Source organism: uncultured Sulfitobacter sp. (assembly GCF_947499945.1).
Classification (GTDB): Bacteria; Pseudomonadota; Alphaproteobacteria; order Rhodobacterales; family Rhodobacteraceae; genus Sulfitobacter.
Genome location: NZ_CANMQD010000003.1, coordinates 52,209 through 77,765 on the forward strand (window position 1 = coordinate 52,209; position 25,557 = coordinate 77,765).

At 57.2% G+C, this 25,557-nt stretch carries 23 protein-coding genes and 1 tRNA gene; 5 read left to right on the top strand and 19 right to left on the bottom strand.

Features of this window, described 5'->3' with window-relative positions; translation table 11 throughout:
• Nucleotides 1–23: 23 nt before the first annotated feature.
• Nucleotides 24–752 (top strand): DUF3445 domain-containing protein, encoded by a 729-nt coding sequence (locus Q0775_RS13825; RefSeq protein WP_298861962.1) that lies wholly within the window; start codon nt 24–26, stop codon nt 750–752.
• Between the two features lie 39 nt (nt 753–791).
• Here Q0775_RS13825 and Q0775_RS13830 read toward each other — a convergent pair whose 3' ends face one another.
• The 6 genes from Q0775_RS13830 to Q0775_RS13855 form a co-directional block, all read right to left on the bottom strand.
• Complete coding sequence (locus Q0775_RS13830; protein WP_298861964.1) at nt 792–1,217, bottom strand: glyoxalase superfamily protein; 426 nt, start codon at nt 1,215–1,217, stop codon at nt 792–794.
• A gap of 221 nt (nt 1,218–1,438) precedes the next feature.
• Nucleotides 1,439–2,242, bottom strand: a complete 804-nt coding sequence (locus Q0775_RS13835) for a lytic transglycosylase domain-containing protein (protein ID WP_298861966.1) — start codon at nt 2,240–2,242, stop codon at nt 1,439–1,441.
• Between the two features lie 178 nt (nt 2,243–2,420).
• Nucleotides 2,421–2,894 (bottom strand): hypothetical protein, encoded by a 474-nt coding sequence (locus Q0775_RS13840; protein ID WP_298861968.1) that lies wholly within the window; start codon nt 2,892–2,894, stop codon nt 2,421–2,423.
• Nucleotides 2,895–3,023: 129 nt separating this feature from the next.
• Nucleotides 3,024–4,433: a type I glutamate--ammonia ligase gene (gene glnA / locus Q0775_RS13845; RefSeq protein WP_298861970.1), complete on the bottom strand. Its 1,410-nt coding sequence runs from the start codon at nt 4,431–4,433 to the stop codon at nt 3,024–3,026.
• Between the two features lie 42 nt (nt 4,434–4,475).
• Nucleotides 4,476–4,814, bottom strand: coding sequence for a P-II family nitrogen regulator (locus tag Q0775_RS13850; protein ID WP_259995692.1), 339 nt, complete (start codon nt 4,812–4,814; stop codon nt 4,476–4,478).
• A gap of 297 nt (nt 4,815–5,111) precedes the next feature.
• Nucleotides 5,112–5,633 carry a Hint domain-containing protein gene (locus Q0775_RS13855; RefSeq protein ID WP_298861980.1) on the bottom strand — a complete coding sequence of 174 codons (522 nt, stop codon included), beginning with the start codon at nt 5,631–5,633 and terminating at the stop codon, nt 5,112–5,114.
• Between the two features lie 153 nt (nt 5,634–5,786).
• On the opposite strand from Q0775_RS13855, the gene Q0775_RS13860 reads away from it, so the two are divergent.
• Nucleotides 5,787–5,870, top strand: a tRNA-Leu gene (locus Q0775_RS13860).
• A gap of 272 nt (nt 5,871–6,142) precedes the next feature.
• On the opposite strand, the gene Q0775_RS13865 is transcribed toward Q0775_RS13860, so the two are convergent.
• The 13 genes from Q0775_RS13865 to Q0775_RS13925 all read right to left on the bottom strand — a co-directional run bounded on the left by Q0775_RS13865 (nt 6,143) and on the right by Q0775_RS13925 (nt 22,615).
• The gene (locus Q0775_RS13865; protein WP_298861983.1) at nt 6,143–7,858 is read right to left on the bottom strand and encodes a BCCT family transporter; all 1,716 of its coding nucleotides are present in this window, start codon (nt 7,856–7,858) and stop codon (nt 6,143–6,145) included.
• A 345-nt stretch (nt 7,859–8,203) separates the two neighbouring features.
• The gene (locus Q0775_RS13870) at nt 8,204–9,166 is read right to left on the bottom strand and encodes an oligopeptide/dipeptide ABC transporter ATP-binding protein (protein ID WP_298861986.1); all 963 of its coding nucleotides are present in this window, start codon (nt 9,164–9,166) and stop codon (nt 8,204–8,206) included.
• A complete protein-coding gene (locus Q0775_RS13875; RefSeq protein ID WP_298861989.1) occupies nt 9,166–10,140 on the bottom strand; it encodes an ABC transporter ATP-binding protein in 975 nt (324 codons plus the stop codon). The genes Q0775_RS13870 and Q0775_RS13875 overlap by 1 nt, the downstream gene beginning before the upstream one ends.
• Nucleotides 10,140–11,084, bottom strand: coding sequence for an ABC transporter permease (locus Q0775_RS13880; protein ID WP_298861992.1), 945 nt, complete (start codon nt 11,082–11,084; stop codon nt 10,140–10,142). The genes Q0775_RS13875 and Q0775_RS13880 overlap by 1 nt, the downstream gene beginning before the upstream one ends.
• Complete coding sequence (locus tag Q0775_RS13885) at nt 11,084–12,064, bottom strand: ABC transporter permease (RefSeq protein WP_298861994.1); 981 nt, start codon at nt 12,062–12,064, stop codon at nt 11,084–11,086. The genes Q0775_RS13880 and Q0775_RS13885 overlap by 1 nt, the downstream gene beginning before the upstream one ends.
• Nucleotides 12,065–12,128: 64 nt before the next feature.
• Nucleotides 12,129–13,694 (bottom strand): ABC transporter substrate-binding protein, encoded by a 1,566-nt coding sequence (locus Q0775_RS13890; RefSeq protein ID WP_298861996.1) that lies wholly within the window; start codon nt 13,692–13,694, stop codon nt 12,129–12,131.
• 91 nt (nt 13,695–13,785) lie between these two features.
• Nucleotides 13,786–15,366, bottom strand: a complete 1,581-nt coding sequence (locus tag Q0775_RS13895; protein ID WP_298861998.1) for an ABC transporter substrate-binding protein — start codon at nt 15,364–15,366, stop codon at nt 13,786–13,788.
• Between the two features lie 109 nt (nt 15,367–15,475).
• On the bottom strand, nt 15,476–16,846 hold the full coding sequence (locus Q0775_RS13900) for an FAD-dependent oxidoreductase (protein WP_298862000.1): 1,371 nt from the start codon (nt 16,844–16,846) through the stop codon (nt 15,476–15,478).
• Nucleotides 16,830–17,690, bottom strand: a complete 861-nt coding sequence (locus Q0775_RS13905; RefSeq protein WP_298862003.1) for an isocitrate lyase/phosphoenolpyruvate mutase family protein — start codon at nt 17,688–17,690, stop codon at nt 16,830–16,832. The genes Q0775_RS13900 and Q0775_RS13905 overlap by 17 nt, the downstream gene beginning before the upstream one ends.
• Entirely contained in the window at nt 17,687–18,289 is a 603-nt protein-coding gene (locus Q0775_RS13910; protein WP_298862006.1) for an isochorismatase family cysteine hydrolase, read from the bottom strand. The genes Q0775_RS13905 and Q0775_RS13910 overlap by 4 nt, the downstream gene beginning before the upstream one ends.
• Nucleotides 18,286–20,358, bottom strand: coding sequence for a hydantoinase/oxoprolinase family protein (locus tag Q0775_RS13915; protein WP_298862009.1), 2,073 nt, complete (start codon nt 20,356–20,358; stop codon nt 18,286–18,288). The genes Q0775_RS13910 and Q0775_RS13915 overlap by 4 nt, the downstream gene beginning before the upstream one ends.
• Nucleotides 20,355–22,052, bottom strand: a complete 1,698-nt coding sequence (locus Q0775_RS13920) for a hydantoinase B/oxoprolinase family protein (protein ID WP_298862012.1) — start codon at nt 22,050–22,052, stop codon at nt 20,355–20,357. Before Q0775_RS13920 ends, Q0775_RS13915 begins: the two co-directional genes overlap by 4 nt.
• The gene (locus tag Q0775_RS13925) at nt 22,049–22,615 is read right to left on the bottom strand and encodes a tautomerase family protein (RefSeq protein WP_298862015.1); all 567 of its coding nucleotides are present in this window, start codon (nt 22,613–22,615) and stop codon (nt 22,049–22,051) included. The genes Q0775_RS13920 and Q0775_RS13925 overlap by 4 nt, the downstream gene beginning before the upstream one ends.
• Nucleotides 22,616–22,758: 143 nt before the next feature.
• Between Q0775_RS13925 and Q0775_RS13930 the strand changes: the two genes are divergently transcribed.
• Genes Q0775_RS13930 through leuD form a run of 3 tightly spaced genes read left to right on the top strand, consistent with a single transcriptional unit; the run spans nt 22,759 to nt 25,537 of the window.
• Complete coding sequence (locus tag Q0775_RS13930) at nt 22,759–23,574, top strand: GntR family transcriptional regulator (protein ID WP_298862018.1); 816 nt, start codon at nt 22,759–22,761, stop codon at nt 23,572–23,574.
• Entirely contained in the window at nt 23,571–24,953 is a 1,383-nt protein-coding gene (gene leuC, locus Q0775_RS13935) for a 3-isopropylmalate dehydratase large subunit (RefSeq protein WP_298862021.1), read from the top strand. The genes Q0775_RS13930 and leuC overlap by 4 nt, the downstream gene beginning before the upstream one ends.
• On the top strand, nt 24,950–25,537 hold the full coding sequence (gene leuD / locus Q0775_RS13940) for a 3-isopropylmalate dehydratase small subunit (RefSeq protein ID WP_298862024.1): 588 nt from the start codon (nt 24,950–24,952) through the stop codon (nt 25,535–25,537). Before leuC ends, leuD begins: the two co-directional genes overlap by 4 nt.
• Nucleotides 25,538–25,557 lie beyond the last annotated feature (20 nt).

Here is a 25,557-nt window from a genome sequence, read left to right on the forward strand (position 1 = left end):
GCAGAGCCGTCGTAAGAAGAGGGATGAGCGAGATTTTACAAAATGCCCTGCCGCCAGAAATGTGCGGCGAGACTGGATTGCCGGGGATGGCCCCCGCCGCGCCCCATGACTGGCTGCGCGTAGATGAAGCGTACAATGCGCAGATGCAGAGACGATTGGCGCTGCTACGGGACCAGCGCGATGATGTGCTGTGGATGGATGCACAGGTGCGGGGCGCGGCCCAAGAGGTGCTTGATCAGGTTTTGCAATTGTTGCCCGCCTTGGGTTTTGAGGTCACGGCGGAAACCACAGTTTGCCCTGACGGGCGGAGCGTCGGGATTGACCGTGCCGCACCGCTGCTCACATTGGGGCAGCTCGTTCAGCAAGACATCTGCCTGCTGCAAAAGCGCGGCGCGGAGCATGTGCTGGTTGGGGCGATCCTGTGCTTTCCTGCCAGCTGGCGCTTGGCCGAGAAGGCGGGCAGACCGCTTATTGGCATCCATGAACCTGTTGAGGAGTATGACGAAAACCTTGCCCGCCGTGTGCAACGCCTGTTTGACGGGGTGCGGGTCGGGCGGCCGTTGTGGCGATTCAATAGGTTATGGTACGATGACCCAGAATTGCATCAGCCGCGCTCTGCAAATGCTCCACGCCGTATCCAGCCGAACCAGCAGGCCGCGCCCTATATCAGGTCCGAGCGGCAGTGCGTTGTGCGTATGCCGGTGAGCGATGTGGTTGTTTTTTCCATCCATACTTATGTGGTCGCAAGCTAAAGACACGCCCGACAGATCAATCCACCGGACGCGCTTGGATTACTCAGGGCCTACGATCATGTGGGGCTGGCCGTTCGAGGTCTTTTGTGGCGATTCTCCCTGCGCATTAACCGTCACGTTGATCTGTTGGCGCAGGGAGGTAAAATGCTCCGACTCCACCACATCCACAGGTTCGTCAAACCGCACGGTGAGCGACCAAAACCCTGACGAGGCCAGCTGTGCCGCCTTTATGACGCCCTTGAAAGGATGCCCCAGATATCGGCCCGAGGCGCGTTGACCGGGGTACCACTGCACGGCATTTACATCTGCTTTTGCGGCCAGCGTATTCCAGTCGCGCATGCCCCATTGATGCGCGACCGTCTCTAAGGCGGCAGCATGTGTCATGTCGGTGCCTTTGTCGCCCAGATCGGCGCGTAGGCGTTTTGCTTGTGCCTTAAGCACATCGCGGGAAGGTATTTGTGTCATTGTCCATCACTCCATATGCGCAGGTTAAGTGGTGTCCGCGTTGCCATCTTCCCACGTAATGGTGTGGTTGAGGACGAAATTCATTGAACAGGACTTCACCAGTTTGCGGACGGCAGGGGCCTGACCCTTTGACTACAATAAGGAAGGGTGCCGCCTAAAGACAAGCCCCCGACGCACTACTGCATCGGGGGCTGCGACATTTCGGTACTGTGAAGCTATGTTTAGCCGTCGATCTTGGCAGCCATGATCGCAATGGCCTGCTGGTACACAGTTGCGGCGTTCCACTGTTTTATCACGTTAAAGTTGGGCTGACCCTGCTGATATCCCTGACCGGGCTTCCAGCCCTTCTTGCGCAGGAAGTTGGCTGTTGAGGCCATAGCGTCGGTTTGGTTGTAAAGATCTACACGCCCGTCACCGTTGCCATCCACGCCGTATCGCTTTGCGTTGCCGGGCAGGAATTGGGTATGGCCCAACTCACCATGTGCAGCGCCTTTTGTATTGCCGTCGATGGTCCCCTGATCCACCAAGAGCAGTGCACCGATGGCATGTGGTACAAAAAAATCAGAGCGGCGGCAGTCGTAGGCCAGCGTGGTGATGGCGGAGACAACACGGCTGTTGCCCATAAACCCGCCAAAGCCGGTCTCCATCCCGTGGATTGCAAGCAGGACACCAGCAGGCACGCCGTATTGTTTCTCAAGTGAGTTGTAGAACCCAGCATTACGCGCTTTGCGCTTACGACCTTGGCTCACAATTGTATTAGCACCGCGGACCTGCATAAATTTATCAAGCGTATATTTGAACGACTTCTGGTTGCGGTCCGCCTTGATCGTGGCAGAGGCATATTGGGCATTGGCAAGGGCGTTGAGACCGCGCTGTCCCACGCCCGCCCGCTGCGCCTCGGAGGCGAAGGCCGCTTTCCACGCGTTAAACCCATTGGCATTGTTACCGCACTGCGCAGCAATTGCAGGGGCCGCCAAAAACCCTGTTATGATGCCCGCAAGCGCCAGATTTTTCACTAATTTCATGTCAAATGTTCCCTAATCCATAATTATCGGCAGAATAGCGAACTGGCTTGCCCATGCAAACAGTAAGATTGGAGAGCAGGGACGCTAGTTCATGGGCAGCCCTGTAAGCTGGTCGAGATTGTCACTGACGTTTTGCAGCTCGCGTTGCTTGAGCTCCATCCCTTCGGCTGTGAAATCATCAAGATCGATATTTTCGACGAAGTGGTCTGATTGCCGTTTTTTGAAGGGTGGCAATGAACCCTGTGGGCGGGGCGGGGGCATTCTCGAACACGCTGCGCTGGCGGCCCGGATCAAGCGGCCGGCCGCTTTTGTCGAGTACGACTGACGCGCTTGGCGCACTCAGGGTTTCAGGATCGTAATTGAGATAAATGCCATTCTCGTCGAGGGCGGCCATAGCTGCCGATTTTACTGTCTGCGTGCCTGCAAAAATACTGTCGGCAAAAAGACCGATCGTTACACCTACCGTGAGGCCAAGCCCGCATGCGATGGCAAGTGGCATGTGGATGTCTGGTTGGTCTCGGGGAGCTTTCGGAGCAGGAGTTGCACGGATCGGCTTATCCGACTTGGTGAAGTCGAACATGACCTCGCGCGGAGGCGCGTTTTTCTCCAGTCTTGCAAGACGGTCATGAAAGCTTTGTTGTGCGGGGTCCATGCCGTAACTCTTCTGCTGCTCCTGCGATTAGGAGTAGCGTAGGCTACTTGCATGGCAGGAATCTGGCGCAGATAAAATGAAAAAAGGGCACTCCAAAGAGCGCCCCTAATTCTGCTCATAAAAGACGGCTTAGCAGCTATAATACATGCCGAACTCGACAGGGTGTGGTGTGTGCTCGTAGGTGTGCACTTCTTCCATCTTCAGGCCGACATAGCCTTCAATCTGGTCACGGGTGAACACGTCACCTGCGAGCAGGTAATCCATGTCTTTTTCCAACTCTTCGAGCGCTTCGCGTAAGGAACCACAAACCGTTGGGATACCAGCCAGCTCTTCTGCGGGCAGATCATAGAGGTTCTTGTCCATGGCTTCGCCCGGATCGATCTTGTTCTTGATACCGTCAAGACCAGCCATCAAGAGCGCTGCAAAGCACAGGTAAGGGTTTGCTGCTGGATCGGGGAAACGTGCTTCGACGCGCTTTGCCTTGGGGGATTCTGTCCACGGGATCCGTACACAGCCAGAGCGGTTGCGTGCAGAGTAGGCGCGCAGAACAGGAGCCTCAAAGCCGGGGATCAAACGCTTGTAGCTGTTTGTCGCGGGGTTCGTGAAGGCATTGAGCGACTTTGCGTGTGTTAGAATGCCGCCGATGAAGTAGAGCGCTTCTTGGGACAGGTCTGCGTATTTGTCACCTGCGAACAAGGGCTTGCCATCTTTCCAGATGGACATGTTCACGTGCATGCCCGAGCCGTTGTCGCCGTAAATTGGCTTTGGCATGAATGTTGCGGATTTTCCATACGCATGGGCTACGTTGTGGATGACATATTTGAACTTCTGAAGCTCGTCTGCCTGCTCAGTCAAGGAGCCGAAGATCAGGCCAAGTTCGTGCTGACAAGAGGCAACTTCGTGGTGGTGCTTGTCCACTTTCATGCCGAGGCGCTTCATGGTGGAGAGCATCTCGCCACGCAGGTCATGCGCTTCGTCAATCGGGTTGACGGGAAAGTAGCCGCCCTTAAGGCCCGGGCGGTGGCCCATGTTGCCCATCTCATAGTCGGTGTCGGTGTTCCACGAGCCGTCGGATGCGTCGACTTCATAGGATACTTTATTGATGCTGTTGGAATACTTCACATCGTCAAACAGGAAGAATTCGGCCTCTGGGCCAAAGTATGCCACATCTCCGATGCCTGAAGACTTCAGGTACGCTTCGGCTTTTTGTGCTGTGCCACGTGGGTCACGCTCGTAAGCTTCGCCTGTGTCGGGCTCAACGATCGAGCAGTGAATGCAGAGTGTTTTCTCGGCATAGAAGGGGTCAATGTAGGCCGTGGCTACGTCTGGCATTAACTTCATGTCGGACGCTTCAATGGACTTCCAGCCTGCGATGGACGAGCCGTCAAACATGAACCCTTCCTCAAGGAAGTCCTCATCCACAAGATCGTTCACCAGTGTCACGTGCTGTACTTTGCCGCGTGTGTCGGTGAAGCGGATATCGACGTATTCGATTTCCTCGTCTTTGATGCGTTTAATCAGGTCTGCATTGGCGCTCATGGCGGTGTCCTTTTACTGATGTCTTATCTTGATTGTGTGATGTTACAGCGCGTCCGAGCCGGTCTCACCGGTGCGGATGCGGATTGTTTGCTCAACCGGTGAGACAAAGATTTTGCCATCTCCGATTTTCTCTGTTTTCGCGGCATTCACGATCGCTTCGATTGCCGCGTCTACCTGATCATCGTCCAGAACGATCTCGACTTTGACTTTGGGAAGAAAGTCGACGACGTATTCTGCGCCACGGTAAAGCTCGGTATGGCCTTTTTGACGGCCAAAGCCTTTGACCTCAATCACAGAGAGGCCTTGAACGCCGACGTCCTGAAGGGCTTCCTTCACCTCGTCGAGCTTGAATGGTTTGATGATCGCTTCGATCTTTTTCACCGGTGTGCCTCCCAACAGCTTTTTCTCACGATGTGATTTCACTCCACGTGACGGGAATCCATATGCTGGATAAAAAGGGGAGGCCGGCCGGCGTCGATTTCAGCGGATATGCACTAATTTTGATCGCTGTGGTGAATTTTTGGGCGAAATTGAATCTTTGAATTCCAGCGACCAGAAGCAAGACCTGAGTTAGATCGGGCCTCACGCTTCAGAGAGTTCGTCGGAGGTAAGCCGAGACACAAGCAGCTAAAGCCCCGAATTTCTCCGAGGCTTTGTTGTTAGACAAAAAGCTGTGACTTAAGCTGCGTGCAGAACCTGTCCGCGTGCGCGTGCGCCATCCGCCGTGCTGATCTCAAGGCCTTCTGCATAGAGGATGTGAGGGCCGTCACAGAAAATCTGGATCAATGTTTGTTCTTGCATACCAAGGTCGCGGATGAACTCTCCATCCACGAGGGTGCGTGCAGCAACAAGGGCGCGGTCTGCGCTGAACAATGCTTGAGCCCGCCAGTCGCGGATCAGGCACATCTGGTCCCCCGCAAGGATTGCGTCACGCTCGGGGCGTGTGTGTCCCAGCGAGCCAGCAGCAACAGCAATGGTGTGAACCATACGTGTCGTCCGCTGAATATGCTCAACGCGGGCAATGCCGCTGTCGCGTGTAATGATTTTGTCGCCGATATTAACGAACTCGACGGGCATTTCACCTTCAAGTGTCAGTATCGTGGTACCTTGCAGCAGCCCGGTGTCGCGGGATGCGTAAGGCGCGTAGCGTTGCGCTTGTGGATTCTCACCACCTATGCGCCCGACCGTTTTCGGTTTCATGGCGTTTCTCTCTTCTTGTCTAACCTACCTCAGGTTCTCGCAACAATATGACAAGAAAATGTTGATGTCGCGTGTTTTTTTAGGCTCGCCATGATGAAAATGGTTTGTTAGGGACGTGTCAGACTGCTTTCGTCTTTTCGAAAGGCAGTGTGTGCGGGTGTGGCGGAATTGGTAGACGCACCAGATTTAGGTTCTGGCGCCTATGGCGTGGGGGTTCGAGTCCCTTCACCCGCACCATAATAATCCAATAAAAACAAAGACTACGTTGCGCCTAGCGGTTGTTTGCGGTGCTTTAGTGCGTTTGAGTGAGCCTCTTGAGGGGCATGCTGGTTACCGTGTTTGCGCAAATCGTGGCCGTAGAAACAGCCGCTGGAACAGAGATGCTGCACCCCTCTCAACATTTTTTCAAATCCATAGATTCTTTTGGGGGCGAACTTCGTTGCGTTTAGCCGATTGCCAACAAAAAAGGGCGCCGAACCTGCGGCGCCCCTTTATATTTTAACGTAGGATTATTCCGCAGGAAGGCCTGATGGAATACCGTTGCCTGTTGCACCTTCGATGTTGTCGAAGGTCGTGGGCACGCCCGCCTTCTCGCGGCGGGTGTCGTTGTAAATCGCCTTGAGTAAGGCTACCGCCATAAGCGCCATCACAACAGAGAAGGGCAGCGCGCCGATCACCATCGCGGTCTGGATCGCAGATGTGCCGCCCGAGATCAGCAGACCAGCAACGACCAGTGCAAGCGCTGCACCCCAGAACAGGATGTGTGGACGTGCCTTTGGCCCTTCGTCACCCGCAGCATTGATTGTGTTCACAATCAGCACAGCAGAGTCAGCGGAGGTCACAAGGAAGGTCAGCAGCAACACAACAATCAACAAAGCAAAGCCGTAAGACAGGACCTCTGAGATCGGTGAGAGCATAAACTCGGTCATGGCAAAGATCTTGTCGCCGTTTGCAGCGTCATAGATAACGCCGTTTGCGCCGCCGTTCAGCTCCAAATCGATTGCCGTGCCTCCAGCCCAAGCGAACCAGACAAAGCACATCAAAGCAGGCACAATCAGCGCACCCAGCACGAATTCGCGGATCGTCCTACCACGCGAAATACGCGCAAGGAACAAGCCGACGAAGGGCGCGAATGCAATCCACCAAGCCCAATAGAACACAGGCCACCAACCCTGCCACTGTGCCAGAAGGAACGCTTCGGAACCCTCTACACCGTCTGATTTGAAGACGTTAACGCTCATACCTGGAAGGGCGATGATATAGTCCCACAAGCCGATAAACATCGCATTGAAACCGAACCATGTGGCACCAAAGATGATGAAAAAGCCGAGCAGGATGATCGACAGAACCATGTTGATGTTGGACAGCCATTTGATCCCTTTGCCAACGCCAGACAGCGCGGAAAGTGTCGAGAGGCCCATGATCACCAGCAATGCGATGACGATCCCGGCTGTGGACGCACCACCTTCCGCGTTCATCAGGCCGCCAATGCCGATACGGGTCAGACCCGCAACGAATTGGTCAACACCAAAGCCGAGGGTTTGCGCAACACCGAGGATCGTAGCCACAACGGCAACAACATCAATCACGTGACCAAGTGTCCCTGCAAGCGCCTTGCCAAACAGAGGGGTCAGGCCAGAGCGGATGGTCAGGGGAAGTCCTCGGCGGTAGCTGAAGAATGCCAGTGACAAGCCACAAATTGCGTAACAGGCCCATGCGCTGAAACCCCAATGCAAGAAGGACCATTGATAGGCGTTGCGGATGTTATCCTCGGTCTTGCCTGTGGCCAGCCCCATGATGGTCTGCGGGTTCGAGCCAAAGTGCGAGACAGGCTCGGCCACGGCCCAAGTCAGCATACCGACACCGATACCAGCGCCAAACATCATCGAGAACCATGAGAAATTGTTGAACTCGGGTTTTTCGCCTTCAAGCCCCAGGTTTAGACGTCCTGCAGCGGGCCAGAGCGCGAGAATGATACATACAACCACAAAGAATGCGACGACCCAGATGTACCAGGATGCGAAGACATCCAGAATGACCGCATTCATACTGTTTAGCACGATTCCGGATTGAACCGGCCAGAAAATCGCCCAAACGACGATGATTGAAATGATTATTTTAGCAGGCACGGCAACTGACGTAGCAAAGCCGTTGTAGAATCCTCCCGTGGTCGTATTGATGTCAAGTTCGGTCAGCGGGGGGCTGATCTTATTTTCGTCTGACATGTCCATCCTCCTTTGGTTGGTTGGTGAGTAGTCTGCCTTCAATCAGTGTCTAAAGGGAACCGTTTTATCCGCACATCAACACTGTCGCTAGGCAATTTCTTCTAAGTGTCTAAACTTCAAAGTCTTTTAGCTTATCGCGGTTTCCCCTTGGTGACCGCACGGGCGATAGAGAGACATAGCCGGATAGGTATGAGCCCTTTTACAGTTGCAGGTTTATCGACCCTATTTGACGCGTTTACTGTTGATTGCGCCGCTTTTGGTAGGGTATTCACTGGCCGCTAAGATGTGGCCTTCGCACTGTTGGCTAACCAGTAATTTTGATTCTTCACCCGTGATACCCGCCTGCTATTCTGCCAGATGACAGGCCACGCGGGTCTGACCCAAGTCCCTCATCACGGGCCGCTCTGCTTTGCAAATATCTGCCGCAATGGGGCAGCGCGGATGAAAGGCACAGCCTGCGGGCGGATTGATTGGATCGGGGATTTCGCCTTCGGGAAGGACCGCCTCGCGCCCGAAGCCGTCCATGCGCGGTGCCGCTTCGAGCAACATTTTGGTATAGGGGTGTTTGGTATTGGCAAACAGGTCTTCGGGGCTGGCTTCTTCGACCAAACGGCCGAGGTAGAGCACACCAATGCGGTCGGCCATATGCTGCACCACGGTCAAATCGTGACTGATGAGCACGTACGTCAGGCCGAAATTATCCTTGAGATCACTCATCAAATTGAGGACCTGCGCCTGTACGGATACATCAAGCGCTGATGTCGGCTCATCGCAGACGATCAGCTTTGGCTCTGACGACAGCGCACGCGCGATACAAATCCGCTGACGCTGGCCACCGGAAAACTCATGCGGAAACTTACCCGCGTCCAGCGCGGACAGGCCAACCTGTTCAAGCAGCTTTTCTGCCAATCCAGTCGCGTCACCGCCCCGTGCGACTACAGGCTCGACGATAATGTCGCGCACACGCCAGCGCGGGTTGAGCGAGGCAAAGGGGTCTTGGAAGATCATCTGGATGTCTGAGCGGATCAAATCGATTTTGGCTGCGTCCTTTTCGGAGGCGAGGTTGATGCCGTTGATCTCGACAGTGCCGGAAGTGGGCTTGAGCAATCCGACCAGCATTCGCCCGATCGTTGATTTGCCGGACCCGCTTTCGCCAACCAGCGCATAGGTGCTGCGCTCTGCAACTTCAAAATCAACTTCCGAGACCGCAGTCAGAAGGGATTTGCCACGCCGTTCCAGCACGCGGTTTAACCACGGCTTGGATACGTCAAAGACGCGGGTAAGGTTTTTTACGGAAATCAGCGACATCAGGAGACTTTCTCCGCAGTAATTGGAAACCAGCACGCGGCGGCGCCATCAACGATCTGCGGGCTGGGAGCTGCGCGGCATTTATCTTGAGCAAAGGTGCAGCGGGGGTGAAACGGGCAACCCTCAGGTACTTTGTTCAGCCGCGGCATGGCCCCTTCAATCTGATGCAACCGCGCCTTGCCTGCAGAGGCGAGGGGGGTCGAAGCCATCAGGCCAAATGTGTAAGGGTGGCGCGGGGCGGTGAGGACATCGCGCACAGAGCCCAACTCGGCCAGCCGACCTGCATACATAACGGCCACACGGTCCGCTGCTTCGGCAATCACGCCCATGTCATGGGTGATCAGCATAACTGCTGTGCCACGCTCACGGCAAAGACGTTTGAGCAATGCGATGATCTGCGCCTGAACAGAAACATCAAGCGCGGTTGTCGGCTCGTCTGCGATAATAAGCGAAGGCTCGGCGCACAGCGCAAGTGCGATCACAACCCGCTGGCGCATGCCGCCGCTGAATTCATGAGGATAGCTGTCAATGCGCTCAGCAGCACCGGGAATACCCACTTCTTCAAGCGCTTCAATTGACCGCTTACGCGCCTGCGCGCGGGTGATGTCGAGGTGCGTGAGCATCGTTTCGGTGATCTGATCGCCGATGCTCAAAAGCGGGTTGAGGGACGTGAGGGGGTCTTGAAATACCATTCCGATCTGCTTGCCGCGCAGGCGGCGCATTTCTTCACCCTTGAGTGCGTCGATACGTTTCCCGTTGAGCCAGATTTCACCAGCCGCGATGTGTGCAGGTGCCGTGAGCAGGCCAATTACGGCATTCCCCGCCATTGATTTACCCGCACCGCTCTCGCCCACAACGCCCAAAATTTCACCCGCGCGTATGTCATAACTGACGCCGTCCACAGGTTTCACAATGCCCGCACGCGTAGGGATTTCGACGGACAATCCCCTGATCGACAAAACAACATCGGACATCAGCGTAACCTCGGGTTCAGGGCATCGCGCAGCCAGTCGCCTAGCAAATTAACGCTGAGCGCGAGGGTGAGGAGCGTGACGGCAGGGAAGAGCAGGATCCACCATTCACCAGAGAAGAGGAACCCTTGCCCAATGCGGATCAGTGTGCCGAGCGACGGTTGCGTGGCGGGGGCGCCCACGCCCAGAAAGCTCAAAGTGGCCTCAGCGATGATCGCCAGCGCCAACGAGATCGTCGCGATGACAAGCACAGGAGAGAGCACGTTGGGCAGGATATGACGCAGCATGATCGAAAAAGGAGTGCGGCCAATCAGACGGGCCGCCTCGACATACTCCTTGCGCTTTTCCACCATCGTAGCCCCGCGCACCACACGCGCAAACTGCACCCAATCGCTCAGACCGATGGCGAGGATCAGGACCCAGATCGCCATCTGGTCGCGGTACTCAACAGGGGTAATCCCCTTTGCTACGCCGAAAATCAGCATCGCGATCAGGATGGAAGGGAATGTCAACTGGACGTCCGCTGTGCGCATGATGATGGTTTCGGTCCAACCGCCGACATAGCCAGAGACCAGACCCAAAGTAATGCCAATGACCATGGCAAGCAGCACAGCCGCCACACCGACAAAAAGCGAAACGCGCATGCCGTAAAGGATGGTCGAGAACAGATCGCGCCCTTGGTCATCTGTGCCAAGCAGGAAGCTCTCGCCAGTAAATGCGTTTGGCGTCATGGGCGCGGTAAACCCGTTCATAAGGTTCAGGGATGCTGGATCAAACGGGTTTGTCGGCGCGAGGAGAGGCGCAAAAACCGCTGAGAGCACCAGCGTCATAAAGACAATGGTTGATACAATCGCCACAGGCGACTTCTTGAACATGTAAAACACGTCACTGTCGAGAAATACGCGCAGGCGCGATTGCTCAACCACTTTTGGCGTTGCGTCAGTCATCAGTGTCCTCCCGCGCGGTCAGCCCGCAGCCGTGGATCAATAAAGAAGTAAAGGATGTCCACGATCAGGTTGATCGCCACAAACATCACGGAAATCAGCATCAAATAGGCCGCCATCACTGGGATATCGACGAACTGGACTGCGTTGATGAACAGCAGCCCGACACCGGGCCATTGGAATACAGTCTCGGTAATGATCGCAAAGGCGATGATCGAGCCGAGTTGCAGGCCGATGACGGTAATCACAGGCACCATCGTATTCTTGAGCGCGTGGCGAAAGTTGATTGCCCGTTCGCGCAGACCGCGGGCGCGGGCGAAGCGGATGTAATCCTGCCGCAACACCTCCAGCATCTCTGAGCGTACCAGCCGCATGATCAGCGTCATTTGGTAGAGGCCAAGAGTGATAGATGGCAGAATAAGCGCTTTAAGCCCCGAGGAAGTGAGCAACCCTGTTGACCAATTGCCGATTTGCACGGTCTCCCCCCTCCCGAAACTGGGCAGCCACCCCAGCTCTACCGAGAAGACATAGATCAGTAAAATACCGATCAGGAATGTGGGCAGGGACACCCCGATCAGGGAGGCTGACATGATTAAATTGGCAAAGAAACCATCGCGCCTGATCGCGGTGAAAACGCCAAGGGCGATACCGAGTGTAATGGCGAGGATGCCTGAAACCGCCGCCAGCTCAAGCGTTGCAGGTGCACGCTCCAACAGGATTTCGGCGACGGGTCTTCCCTGACGATAGCTCACGCCAAAGTTGCCTTGGGCCGCCTCTTGGAGAAATTTATAATACTGGATGGGAAAGGATTGATCGAGGCCCAACTGCTCGCGCAGCCGCTCGATATCCATGGCGGTGCGCTCTTGACCCAGCATATTGTCGATTGGATCACCGACAAAACGGAACATCGAAAAGGCGGTGAGCCCGACAATCAGCAGAACAAGCGCTGATTGCAAAACGCGCCGGATAATAAAGGCAAGCATGATGTCGATTTCCCCAATGACCGAGGGGCCTGTGCGGCCCCTCGGTTCGTCTTGTTTAGCAGTCTTAGTTAACTGTAACCCAACGCAAGATAAAGAAGTTATCGGGACGTTGTACCAGATCGATATTGGCGCGCGTGCCCCAGACCAATGGCTGCACATAAAGCGGCACATAGGCCGTCTCGTCTTGCAAGGTTTGGGCCACCTCATCCAGCATCGCTTGACGCTTGGTATCGTCAATCTCGGACTGGATCATCGGGAGCAGCGCGTCCACACGAGCGTTGGAGTAGCCGCCAAAGTTCCAGCTGCCCAAACGTTTTTCCTCGTTCGGCGTGGCGGCGAGGAAACGGATTGGATGCTCCGCATCGAACGTGCCGGGGGACCAGCCAAGCAGATACATGTCGAAGTTATCTGCACGCAGTTCAGGCCAGTAGTTTTGTACTGGCATCGCGTCGAGGGTCGCGCGCATGCCCACTTGCGCCAGCATCGCAGTGATTGCCTGACAGACGGCCTCATCATTCAAGTAGCGGTCGTTGGAGCATTTGAAACCGAACGAAAAACCCTCGGGATATCCAGCCTCGGTGAGCAGACCACGCGCCGCTTCGGGATCGTAAGTCGCGTCATTGGAGAGCCCGTCCGTATAGCCGCGCATAGCAGGGCTGACCAACTGGTTCACAGCTTCGGCATTGCCGCGCATGGTGGTCTGCAAAATTGCAGGAACATTGACCGCATGGGCCACAGCGCGCCGCACACGCGGGTCGGCAAAGGGGTTCGTATCCGTAGTCTCGGCAGAGTATTTCAGCGCGTCAGCCTCATGAGGAAAGCCGAGCATGATCACGCGTGCCTCGATCCCTTGAATGACATTTACGTCGGGGTTCGCTTTGAGGCGAGCGACATCCTGAACCGGAACGGGGTTGATGAAATCAACGTCTCCTGACAGCAAGGCTGCCAAAGCAGTTGCGGAATTCTGGATCGGGGTCAGCTCGGCGCGGGTTATGTTGTGGGTGGCGTCACCCCACCAATTCGCATGCGGCTCGAGCACTGTGCGCAGGCCCGGCTGGCGCTCTGTAATGGCGAATGCGCCTGTGCCGTTGGTGTTCAGCGTGGCATAGTTGCCTGCTTCTTTGTCGGGGCGGGTGGCATTGTTCGCTTCAGCCCAACCGCTGTCCATAATCATCCAGTTTGCGATGCTGTCAGGAAAAATCGGGTTGGGGGAGGTGGTCATGATATCGACGGTGAAATCATCGACGACAATCACGTCAGAGACGGGGGAAAACCAGCTGCTGGTGTCGGCTTGCTCGCTTGAAGCACGCTCATACGAGAACAGCACATCTTGCGCGGTAAATGCGGCACCATCCTGAAACGTGACCCCCTCACGCAGCTTGAAACGCCAGCCATCGCCAGCACCAATCGGCTCCCAACTCACAGCCAAGGAAGGCTCGATCGTCATGTCCTGACCGCGGCGCACAAGCCCTTCATAAACGTTATTCAGAAACCCTAATACAGGGGCGGAGTTCACTGCGTGGGGGTCCATCGTCTGCGGGTCAGTGGTCTCGGCCCATTTGAATTCGGCGGCATGTACCGCAGGGGCCAAAGCGGCGAGGAGGGCGGCAGTGCTCAGAGTACGTAGCATACGAGTGTCCTAAATTCGGGCCAGTGCGAATGCTGCGCTGGTCATGTGTAAGATGCTGCGCGCCAGAGGCTCCGGCGCGCAGCAGGTGTCATTACTTCATTGTGAAGTGTTTGATCTTTGGCTGGTCGTTAGGGTCAACTTCAGTGCCGACTTTTTCGGCCATGCCCCAGTTCAGCACTTGGTGGTGGATGGGGATATAAAGCGCCTCATCCTGCACCACACGCCAGATTTTGGCGATGTCGGCATTGCGTGCTTCCAGATCGGTATTGGAGGCCAGCGACTTGATCATCCCGTTCACATCGGCGTTGTTAAAGCCTGTGTTGTTCCACGTTCCGATTTCTGCTTCGCGGCCATGCACGAGGAAGTTGAAGATGTACTCGGAATCGTAAGTCGGAACGCCCCAGCCCAGCATGTAAAAGTCGGTGGTGCCGCCAGAGATGAGCGGGAAGTGCTGTGCTTTCGGCTTGGCGTCGAGGTTCACAGTGATACCGATCTGACCCAACATGCCAACAGCCGCCTGACAGATGCCTTCATCGTTGATGTAGCGGTCATTCGGGCAGTCAAGGCGAAGGGAGAAGCCATCCGCATAGCCTGCCTCAGCCATCAGCGCCTTTGCACCTTCGATATCCGTGGAGGATTCCGCGTCCATCTCTGCAGTCCAGCCGTTAACGAAGGGCGGCGCAATCATGCCGGCAGGCAGGCTTTGCCCGCGCATAACAACCTGCTGGATTGCGTCCCGGTTGATTGCCATGGACATCGCCTTGCGCACGCGCACATCGGCGAGGGGGTTCTTGCCGTCGACATTGTCCGCTTCGATATCATCGGCACCCTGGTTCATACCAAAGAAGATGACGCGGTTCTGTGGCGCTTGCTTGACCATAAGGCCGTCCGCTGCGTTCACACGCTCCAGATCCTGAACGGGCATGTCTTGGAGGAAGTCGATCTCACCCGACAGCATTGCGGCCACACGGGTCGCGGCGTTCTGGATCGGCGTATAGACGATCTCGGTCACTTCGAGCGGGAATTGCCCGATGCCCCAGTATTTGTCATAGGCCGTCATCACTGTTTTGACGTCAGGCTCACGGCTGGTCAGGACGTATGCGCCCGTGCCGTTTGTGTTGAGCGTGGCGAATGTGATCTCGCCGCCTTCAAAATCCTGAACGGCGACAGTGTTGTTCGCCTCGGTCCATTCACGGTCCATCATGAACAGGTTGGTCAGGTTGGCCGGCAGAATCGGGTTTGGCCCGTCTGTGACGATCTCGACAGTAAAGTCATCCACAGCGCGCACTTCCGTGATGGAGCCGATCAGCTCTTTCATGTCGGAGTTTGCTTGTTTTGCGCGTTCGATGCTGAAGACAACGTCATCAGCGGTAAAGGCCGCGCCGTCATGAAAGGTCACACCTTCGCGCAAATTAAAGACCCATACATTCGGATCGTCGGCCTTTGGTGCCCAATCGGTTGCCAACGCAGGCTCGAACCCGCCAGACACATCGCGCAGAACCAGCGGCTCGTAAATCTGGTGGCGGACCGTATGGGTTGGCCCTTCGTTTTGGGCATGTGGATCAAGGGTGAGGGCATCGCCCGAGCGCGCCCAACGCAGTGTTTCCGCGCTCAGCGGTGCCGCCGTTGTAATCAGCAATGCGCCGATAATCGTTGCTGTTGTACGTTTCATGTAGATTCCCCGTTGTTGTGATTATGTCGTCCAAGGTTGAGTTATTTGCCGTCAATGGCAAGGGGCAGGCGCAAATTTGATTGAACCGATCAAAGCCATTTCCGCAGCGTTATCCGCGTCCCGCGATCCAGCCCAGAACACTTGCCGCCAGCAGGCCATTGCCTGATAGATATCCGCTGTCTGATGTCCCCGAAACGCCCACGGCCGCGCCGCCTGTGGCATAGAGGTTGTCAAAAACGCCTCCAGCCGCCTTGCGCACCAAAGCGGTTTCAGGATCAATATCGAGGCCCCCTTGGGTGTGAAACAGAGCACCTGTGACTTTCACCGCGCAAAACGGTGGCTCAAGCTGCTGACCCGTCCATGTACGGCCAAAGCGGTCAGTTCCATTAGCAGGTATATCCTTGACGGTGCCAACGAGCCGTCCTTTTGGAATGCCGCATTTTACTTCCAGCGCCTCAAGCGTGTCGGCCCAGACAAGCGCACCTTGGCTCTCTGCATTTTTGAAATCTGCAAACTGCCGGGCAATATCGGCAATGCGGGTGTCAAAGACCGACCATGCGTGGCCTTCAGGCTGCCCCAGGACTGCGCGTGCGGCCTCTGAATATCCCTGCGCTTCGTTCCAAAAGCGGTCGCCTTCACTGTTTACCTGAAATCCACCTTCGGTAATGACAGCCCATGTGATCAGAATGCCGTGGGGGTGGGCGACATTGCCGTGACCTTGATAGGCCCCCAGATGCCGCGTCGCGGCACCCAGCTTTGCGCCCCATTCAACCGCATCACCGTTGTTGCCGTCATGGCCAAACCAAAGCCCGCTGTCGATTTCGGGCATGTACCGCGTCACCATCGTCCGGTTCCCGCCAAATCCGTTGCAGGCCAGAATAATCCGTGCAGCACCAATCGTTTCATGTGCACCGTCCGGGCGTTGAACCTGCACGCCATGCAGTTTCGCACCCTTGGCAAACAGGACAGTCGCGCGGCGCTCACATATCATCGGAATTTCCAAATGTTCGATGCGGCTGCGCAGCGCGTCGATCAGTTCGGCACCTGATCTGCTGGGCAAGCCGTGCATCCGCCGCCGCGAATGACCAGGATAGTCGAAATCGGTCACCACGGAAAACGGCAGGCCGTGCGTTTGTGCCAGCCAATCGATGACAATGGCGGAATGCTGCGCCAGTGTGTCGACCAGACCTTGCTCGTTCTCGTCATGCGCTTTGCGTTGAATGTCAGCGGCAAAGAGTGTGGGATCATCGGCGATCCCTGCACCCGATTGAAACGTGGTGCCAGCGGCAGGGATTAGACCCGCGCTGAGCGCAGTGGAGCCTGAGGGCAGGGGATCAGCTTCGATCACCAGCACATCCTTGCCTGCCTCATGCGCACTAAGTGCGGCAATCATCCCTGCGGCACCCGCGCCGATGATTAGCGTGCCAACGTCTATGTCATACGCCTCCAGCGGGGACGCGATATCAGGTGTTGCCGTCATAACGCTTTCCCGTCGCGAGCATATCTGACGTGCCAATCGCCTCGTTCAACCCGTCGAAATCATACATGCGCTCTTTGAAAGGTGTGTTTGATCCCGCGTCCTTCAAGCTGCGGTAATAGTCATTGGCCGTGCGTGCCAAGGCGCGCACGATGCCGCCCGGAAAGATCACGATGTCAAAACCCATCGCTTGCAAATCTTGGGCAGAGGAGATTGGCGTGGCACCGCCCTCGACCATATTGGCGAGCAGGGGGACCTGTCCTTGAAACGTTTCGGGAATGCGCCCCAACTCATCGCGGTCGCGGGGCGCTTCGATGAAGAGCACATCGGCACCTGCCTCGACATAGGCGCTGGCACGGTCCATGGCGGCGTTGAACCCCTCGACAGCAATAGCATCTGTGCGCGCGATGATCAGCGTGTCATGGCGGCGTGCATCGGCCATCGCGGCAATTTTGCCCGTCATCTCAGCCGCGGTAATTAGCGATTTGTCCGATAGGTGGCCGCAGCGCTTTGGATAGGTCTGGTCCTCGACTTGCAGGGCCGCAGCGCCAGCGCGTTCATAAGATACCATCGTGCGGCGTGCATTGAGCGCGTTTCCAAACCCCGTGTCGGCGTCCATGATCACAGGCAGGTCTGTGCGGTCGGCGATCAGCGCCATTGTATCGGCCATTTCGCTTGCCGTACTGAGGCCAATGTCGGGGCGGCCCAGCCGTGTGTAGGCGACAGCAGCACCAGAGAGATACAGCGCCTCGAACCCCGCATCCGTGGCGAGAGCAGCCGTAAGACCGTCATAAATACCAGGGGCGATCAGGATTTCAGCGGCTGTGAGGCGCGTTCGTAAACTCATGCTGTGGCTCCAAATTCGGCAGTAGCCTCGGCGCAGGTCATGACCTGCGTGACGGAGCCGAGCGAGGTGATGGTCGCCTCATGAACGTCGGTTTTGAACGCGGCACATCCATCCGACAACATGACCGTGTGAATGTCGCGCAGGTGTGCGTCGCGCAGGGTACTGGCCACGCCGCCGTTCGTGACGATCCCACCGACGATCAACGTGTCAATATCCATGGCCCGCAGGATGTATTCCAGCCGCGTTTGGTAGAAGGCGGAGTAGGCGACTTTCTCGATGGTGAAATCCGCAGGCTTGAGCGTATCGACCAGATCATGACCAAACCCGCCTGGGGTAAAGTCACCTTTAGTCAGGAAAGGGCGGAGCCTTTTCAGGTGCTCGGCGATCAATGGTTCGCCACCGCGCCCCGGCACCAGCGTGAACTGTGCCGAGATGTAGCTGCCGCCAGCTGCGACAAGCGCATCACGCAGTGGCGCGATGCGCTCGGGTAGGGCGGCGATGGCAGGTGCCGATTGTCCCGCACGGCCATAGGCCCCTTGCGCGTGCAAAAAGTCGTTTTGCAGATCAATCGTCAGGAGGGCAGTACGCTGGGCGTTCATGGGTTTTCCCTTTCGATCACGGTATTGCCGAAGGTGTCCACGCGGCCAGCAAGGTCAGGCTCAATGAGGACGGTGGTGTCGGGCTGCTCGAGAATGGCAGGGCCGGAGATGACGGCACCCACAGGCAACTCAAGGCGCGCGTAAATCTTGGTCTCGTGCCATGCGCCGCCGAAATACACTTGCCGCGTGTCGCGCAAGGCCGCCTCCACAGAGCCGCCTTTGGGGGCCAGTGTCGACAGATCAAAGCGCGGCCGCTTGCCTGTGACGGCAGAGCGTAAGTTGATCACGCGGCGCACGCCACCTGCCAGCAGACGGCCATAGGTGGCGCGGTAGGCGGTATCGAATGCCTCTCCAATCGCGCCTTCGGTGGGTGCTACCACGGTGCCATCCACAACGAGCACAGTGAGCGGTACACTCACAGTGTGGGTCTGTCCGAGGTAGGCCATATCGAGGGTAAAGGATGTCTCGCGGGCTTCAAATGTTGTGCGCGAGGCGTCAAGCATGGCAAGCCCCCGATCCACATGGCGCTGCATATGGGCGGCAAGGGCGTTGGTGTCTATCCCGTCCAGCATTGTGTTGAGCGTTTGCACAAAGTCCTGCCGCATGTCGGCAATCACACAGCCCATCGCGGATGTTACACCCGGATAGCGGGGTACAATAGCCCGTGCGAGGCCGACCTCGTCCAGCATCGCACCTGCATGGAGCGAACCACCCCCGCCAAACGGCATGAAAGCGAACCGCTTGGGATCAAACCCGCGCTCGACCGAGACAAGGCGCAGCGCGCCTGCCATGCGGCTGTTTGCAACGCGCAAGATCGCTTCGGCAGCGGTGAGGGCATCAAGACCGAGCGGCTTTCCCACATGCTCCTCAATCGCAGTCATGGCTGCATCGACGTCCAGACGGGTGAGTTTTCCGCCGATGGGATTATCAGGATCGATGCGCCCCAGAACGACATTCGCATCGGTGACGGTGGGCCTTGTGTTGCCTTGGCCATAGGCGACAGGTCCGGGCGTCGATCCCGCGCTCTCTGGTCCGATGTTGAGCAATCCGCCCTTATCGACCCACGCGATGGAGCCGCCGCCAGCGCCAATCGTCGTAATCTCGATCATGGGGGAGCGGACGACCATGCCAAAATCAATCGAGGTCTGCTGGCTCAGCATGCTTTGCCCCTGCGCAATCAGGGAGACATCAAAAGACGTGCCGCCCATGTCGCCAGTAATCACATCAGGAAAACCTGCGGCCTGGGCGATGTAGCCTGCGGCGACAACACCTGCTGCGGGGCCAGAGAGGGCGGTGCGCACGGGCAGTTTTGTAGCTGTCTCCACATCCATCACGCCGCCATTGGACTGTACGATCATGAACTCGCCAGCAAAGCCGTCGCCCTTCAGGGCAGTCTCAAGGCGCGCAAGATATCCCGACACTTCAGGCTGGAGATAGGCATTGAGCGCTGTGGTCGAGAACCGCTCGAACTCCCGAATTTCGGGCAGGATTTCGGAGGAGCAAGAGACATGGGCATTGGGCCAGACGTCGCGCACGGCAGCGACTGCCAATGCCTCGTTCTCGGGATTGGCGTAGGCATTGGCAAAGAGGACGGCCACGGCAAGGCAGTCGTCATCCATGAGTTGTTGTGCTGCTGTGCGCACCGCATCGAGATCGACGGGCATGCGGATCGTGCCGTCTGCAAGCGTGCGCTCAGGCACTTCCAAGCGCTGGGCGCGATCCACGATAGGCGTGAAATCACCCCGCAAGCCCCATGTGCGGGGACGGTCGCGGCGGCGCATTTCCAGCACGTCACGCAGACCTTCGGTGGTGATGATGCCGATCTTGGCTCCTTTGCGCTCTAGAAGCGCATTGGTGCCAGCGGTCGTGCCATGCACCACAACGGAAACGCCGCCAAGATCATCCACACGCGAACCAATCCCGCTGAGAAAGCCCGCGGACTGGTCGGGGCGCGAGGTGGGGACTTTGGCGACTTCGGCAAGGCCCGTTGCCTCATCAAGGACAAAGATATCTGTGAAAGTGCCGCCAACATCTACGCCGATCATTTTGTTCATTGGCATCTTGCTCATTGGGGGACCTCCTGCCATGCGGTGCCGTATGTTTCGTTCGCCTTCTGTGCGCTGACCAGTCCTGCGGCCACGTCTCGTGCCACTGCGGCAGGCGCGCGCGCGGAGGCGGGGCCATAGCCGCCGCCGCCGGGCGTTTCCAACCGCACGGATTGCCCTTGCTCCAACCGGATGCCAACCATCTTGGAGGCCATCGGCGGGTTGTGCCAGCCATCCGACTGCTCATAGCTGAACACATTCAGCGCGGCATCTCCGCCACCCGCCACACCAGTGGGGGCATAACGCCCACGCTCCCCGAACAGAAACGCCTTTGCGCCGTTCCCCTCAAGCACTTCGATCTCGTAGACTGCACCAAGTCCGCCACGGTGCGTGCCAGCGCCTGCGCTGTCAGGGCGCAGGGCCCATTGTTTGAACATCACCGGATAGGCCGCCTCAAGAATTTCCATGGGCGGGATCGTGGCCGTGGAGATCGGCGCATTGCCGTGGTTCAGGCCGTCCCCCTCAATCGATCCGCCATGCCCACCGCCATAAAAGCTGAACATGACCCAAGGTTTGCCATTGTCGCGTGTGCCTGAAATCGAGAGCGCGTTGATCGTGCCGTAGGCATTGGCGACCACACGCTCGGGCGCTGCTCCCGCAGCGGCGGCAAAGATCACGTCAATCATGCGCAGGATTGTCTCGGTGTACCCGCCAACGGGCGCGGGGAAGGGGGCTGAGAGGAGTGACCCTTCGGGTATCTTGACGGTAATGGGCCGCATCACACCTGAATTTGCAGGCAGGGCGGGGAAGATATGTTTGATGGCCACATAGGCCGTGGCCACAGCCGTTGGCAGGGCGATGTTCACAGGTCCTGCACAGCGCGGGGCGGTCCCTTCAAAATCAAGTGTCATCGTATCGCCTAAAATCTCCAACGCGACAGTGATCGGTAAGGGGACATCGGTGATGCCATCGTTGTCGAGGTAGTCTGTCGCCGTCCAGCGCCCGTCAGGGAGCGTTGTCAGTTCCGCACGCATCAAAGTCTCGGCGCTGTTTTGCAATGCATCCAGAGCAGCGCGAACAGTGTCTGCACCATAATCAGCCAGCAATTCATCCATACGGCGTACACCAAGGTCGAGCGCTCCAAGCTGGCCGTTGAGATCACCTTGGGCTGATTGCGGCAGGCGCGTGTTGCGCATAAGGATGTCGATGATGTCGGTCTGAATCACTCCAGCCTTAGCCAGACGCACCGGCGGGAGCACGAACGCCTCTTGGAACGCATCTGTGGCGGCGGGATTGTAGTTGCCCGGGACTGCGCCGCCCACGTCATGCCAATGACCGACAGAAGCGAGATAGCAAAACAGTTTTTCCTGATGATAGTAGGGGCGCACAAGGCGCATATCGCTCAGATGTGTGCCGCCCAGATGGGCATCATTGAAGATATAGATATCGCCGTCCTCAAGATCGCCATTCTCGGCGGCCTTGTCGATTACGGCCTTTACTGCGAAGCTCATCACACCGACAAAGATGGGCAAGCCTGATTTACCTTGTACCAGCGTATCGCCAGAGACAGCATGGTAAAGGCCGTGGCTTGCATCATGTGCTTCTGCGATGATGGGATTGAAGGCTGCGCGAAACAGGGTTGCGTCCATCTCGTCTGCTATCTGCTCCATCCGGCCCGCCAGAACGGCCAGCGTTATGGGATCAATCTTAGCGCTCATGTTATTCCCTTATGCTCGGATATATCGTTCCAGACGTCCTGCCGCGTGAGCAGCCCTTCGGTCACTTCAAATCGGTCGATAAATCGGATGCCCTCGAAAGCGGTGCCGTCAGGCCACTCGCCACTCAGGGTACCGCGGCAATAGACGATCGCCTGCGCGCCCTCGGACTGCATCGCGTCAAACCCGTCGTAAGTCTTGGTCACAAAGCGGTAGCGGGGGGCAGCCCAGTCAATGAGCGCTTCAAGGCTTTGCATTTGCTTGCTGCCCGGGAATGTCATGGTGAAGCCAAGGCCAAGCATGGATTGCGCTGTTTCCAGATCGCGGTCCTGCATCGCGGTAAGGAAGCGGCGGACTAAGTCAGACGGATCAGGCAGGGCCGGGGTTGGTGTCCGGTGTTGGCGTCCGCGCATATACGCGCTGCGCGGCATCTCATGGATCATCAGGGTCACAGCCTCGGGGGGTGCTGGTACAACGATACGGATCGCGTCAGTCAGAGCCTCACCCATGCGGGTTTTGTCTGCGTCGTTGTATCCCTCAAGGATATGGAGTTCGATTATTGGCATGCCACTCTCCGCAAAAGCTGTATTTTCTATAATACAGATATCTATATAGAGATAGGACAAATATTTTCGCGCCTGCAATACAGTTTTCTTGCATTTAGCCAAAACGCCGTTAGTCTCAAGGCGAAATGGGAGCTTGATCTGCAATGTCTGCCAATCCTACAGGTCCATCAGTGAGCAGCCTTCCGGAGGGAGGAAAGGCGCGACGCGTCTATCTACAGCTGCTTGATGGTATCACGCGCGGCACCTATCCTGACGGGGCAGTCCTTCCTGCCGAGCAAAAGTTCGCGGTCGAACTTGATGTATCGCGGGTCACGCTGCGTCGTGCGCTGGATGCGCTTGAGAGTGAGGGGCTGATTGACCGACGCGCGGGCGCGGGGACGCGGGTGCGCAAACCTGCACAGCGCCCCTCGATGGCGGCGGATTTTACAAATTTGATGCCACAAGTTGTCCAGATGGGCCACGAGACGACAGTGCGGTTATTATCGTTCAGCTATGGTATGCCGCCCGCCGCTGTGGCTGAGGCGATGCAAATGTCCCAGACTTCCAATGTGCAAACAGCCGTGCGCCTGCGCCTGATAGAAGGGCAGCCGTTTTCGCACCTCACGACTTATGTTCCCGAACACATTGCGCAGAATTACTCTGAATCAGAACTGGCCACGTCGCCTCTGTTTCGTTTGCTTGAACGCTCTGGCGTTGAGGTGGAGACGGCAGACCAAAGCGTAAGTGCAACGCTCGCCTCGCCCGATGTGGCGGGACATCTGGGGCTGAGCGTTGGTGCGCCGCTCTTGATGCTGAACCGTGTGGTGCGGGATGCACAAGGGCGGGGTGTCGAATACCTCGCCGCCCTCTACCGGCCCGATATGTTCAAGCTGGAAATGACGCTGAGCCGTGTGGGCGCTGGCGATGCGCGCCATTGGGAGCCTGTGGTGAACCCCACACGCGCGGAGGCGGCTGAATGAGTGCGGAGCGCACCCTTTTGGACAAGTTGTGGGCGGCGCATGAGATCCTGTGCCGTGAGGATGGAACCTCTTTGCTATGGGTGGACAGGCATCTTGTGCACGAAGGGTCGCATCATGCCTTTGCCAAACTTGCGGATCGCAAGATGACAGTTGCTGAGCCTGCGCTAACCTTTGGTGTTGTGGATCATTATGCGCCCACCCGCGCAGGGGAAGTGGCACCCGATATCCGCCGCATGATCAAGACGCTGGGCAAAAATGCCCGCGCCGCAGGTATTAAGCTGTTTGATCTGCATGATCCCGCGCAAGGAATTGTCCATGTGATTGGGCCAGAGCAGGGGCTGACTTTGCCCGGCATGTTGGTGAATTGCGGCGACAGCCACACCTCGACCCATGGGGCATTTGGTGCGCTGGCCTTTGGCGTGGGCGCGACCGAAGTGGCCCATATTCTGGCAACTCAGACGATCTGGCAGAAGCGGCCCAAGACGATGCGGATCACGTTTGACGGTGTGCTGGGAGCGGGTGTTACAGCAAAGGATATGGCGCTGCACTGGATTGCAGCACTTGGCGCGGACGGGGCGCAGGGATACGCGGTTGAATATGCTGGCGACGCGGTGCGGGCGCTATCTATGGAAGGGCGTATGACCCTATGCAACCTCAGCATCGAAGGCGGTGCGCGTATGGGCATGATCGCACCCGATGATGTGACATTTGCCTATCTTGAGGGCCGCCCTGCGGCTCCCCGTGGTAAGGTTTGGCAAGCAGCGCTGGCCGATTGGCATGCACTACATTCGGATATCGGTGCGTCATTTGACCGTAAGGAATACTTTGATGCAGACACCATTGCGCCCACAGTTACATGGGGTACGTCACCTGAAGAGGCATTGCCCATCACGGGCCATGTGCCGCGTGATAACGCTGCCAAAAACATCCATGCGACGCTTGAGTATATGGGGCTGGAGGCGGGGATGCCGTTGAGCCAGATTGCCGTCGATCAGGTCTTTATCGGCTCATGCACAAACGGGCGGATCGAGGATTTGCGCATGGCAGCCAAAGTGCTGGAGGGGCGTCGCACCGTTGTGCCGGGCCTTGTCTCACCGGGCTCAATGCAGGTGAAAAAGCAGGCCGAAGAAGAGGGGCTGGCCCAGATATTTGTGCAGGCGGGTCTGGAATGGGCAGGTGCGGGATGCTCCATGTGCGTGGGCATGAACGGTGATCTGGTCGAGGCGGGCAAGCGGTGTGCGTCCTCCACGAACCGCAATTTCAAAGGGCGGCAAGGGCGCGGTGCGCGGACCCATTTGATGAGCCCTGCGATGGTCGCGGCAGCAGCCGTCACAGGGCGTCTGACCGACGTACGCCCTTTGTTGGAGGGGCGGATATGAACGGCTGGAAAATCCTGTGTGGCACGGCAATCGCCTTGCCCCAAAGTAATATCGACACCGATCAGCTTATCCCTGCGCGATTCATGTCACAGCCGCGTAGCGAAGGTTACGGCGACTTCCTTCTCTATGATGTGCGCAAGGCGCAGCAGGGTCATCCACTTGATCGATCTGCGCCAAAAGTGCTGGTCGCGGGGCGCAATTTTGGCAGCGGTAGCAGCCGTGAGGCGGCGGTCTATGCATTGGTCGATTACGGCATTAGCGCCGTTTTTGCGCCGAGTTTTGGCGATATTTTTGCGGGAAATGCTGTGAATAACGGTTTGCTCGCTGCGCAGATTGACGAGGATGTTGCAGCGACGTTGATCGCCGACATGGGCGAAGGGGCCTGTAAAGCCGAGGTCGATCTTATCTCAGGTCGTGCAATAATTGCAGGGCATGACATAGCCTTTGACCTTGATCCGGTGCGCCGTCAGAAATTGATAAACGGCTGGGATGATATCGATCTAACCGCACAGTATTCCGACCAGATAAAGACGTATCGTGCAGCCCATGTTGCTACGCGCCCGTGGGCCACGCCCGAAATCTAAATCACCACCAATGGCGCAAA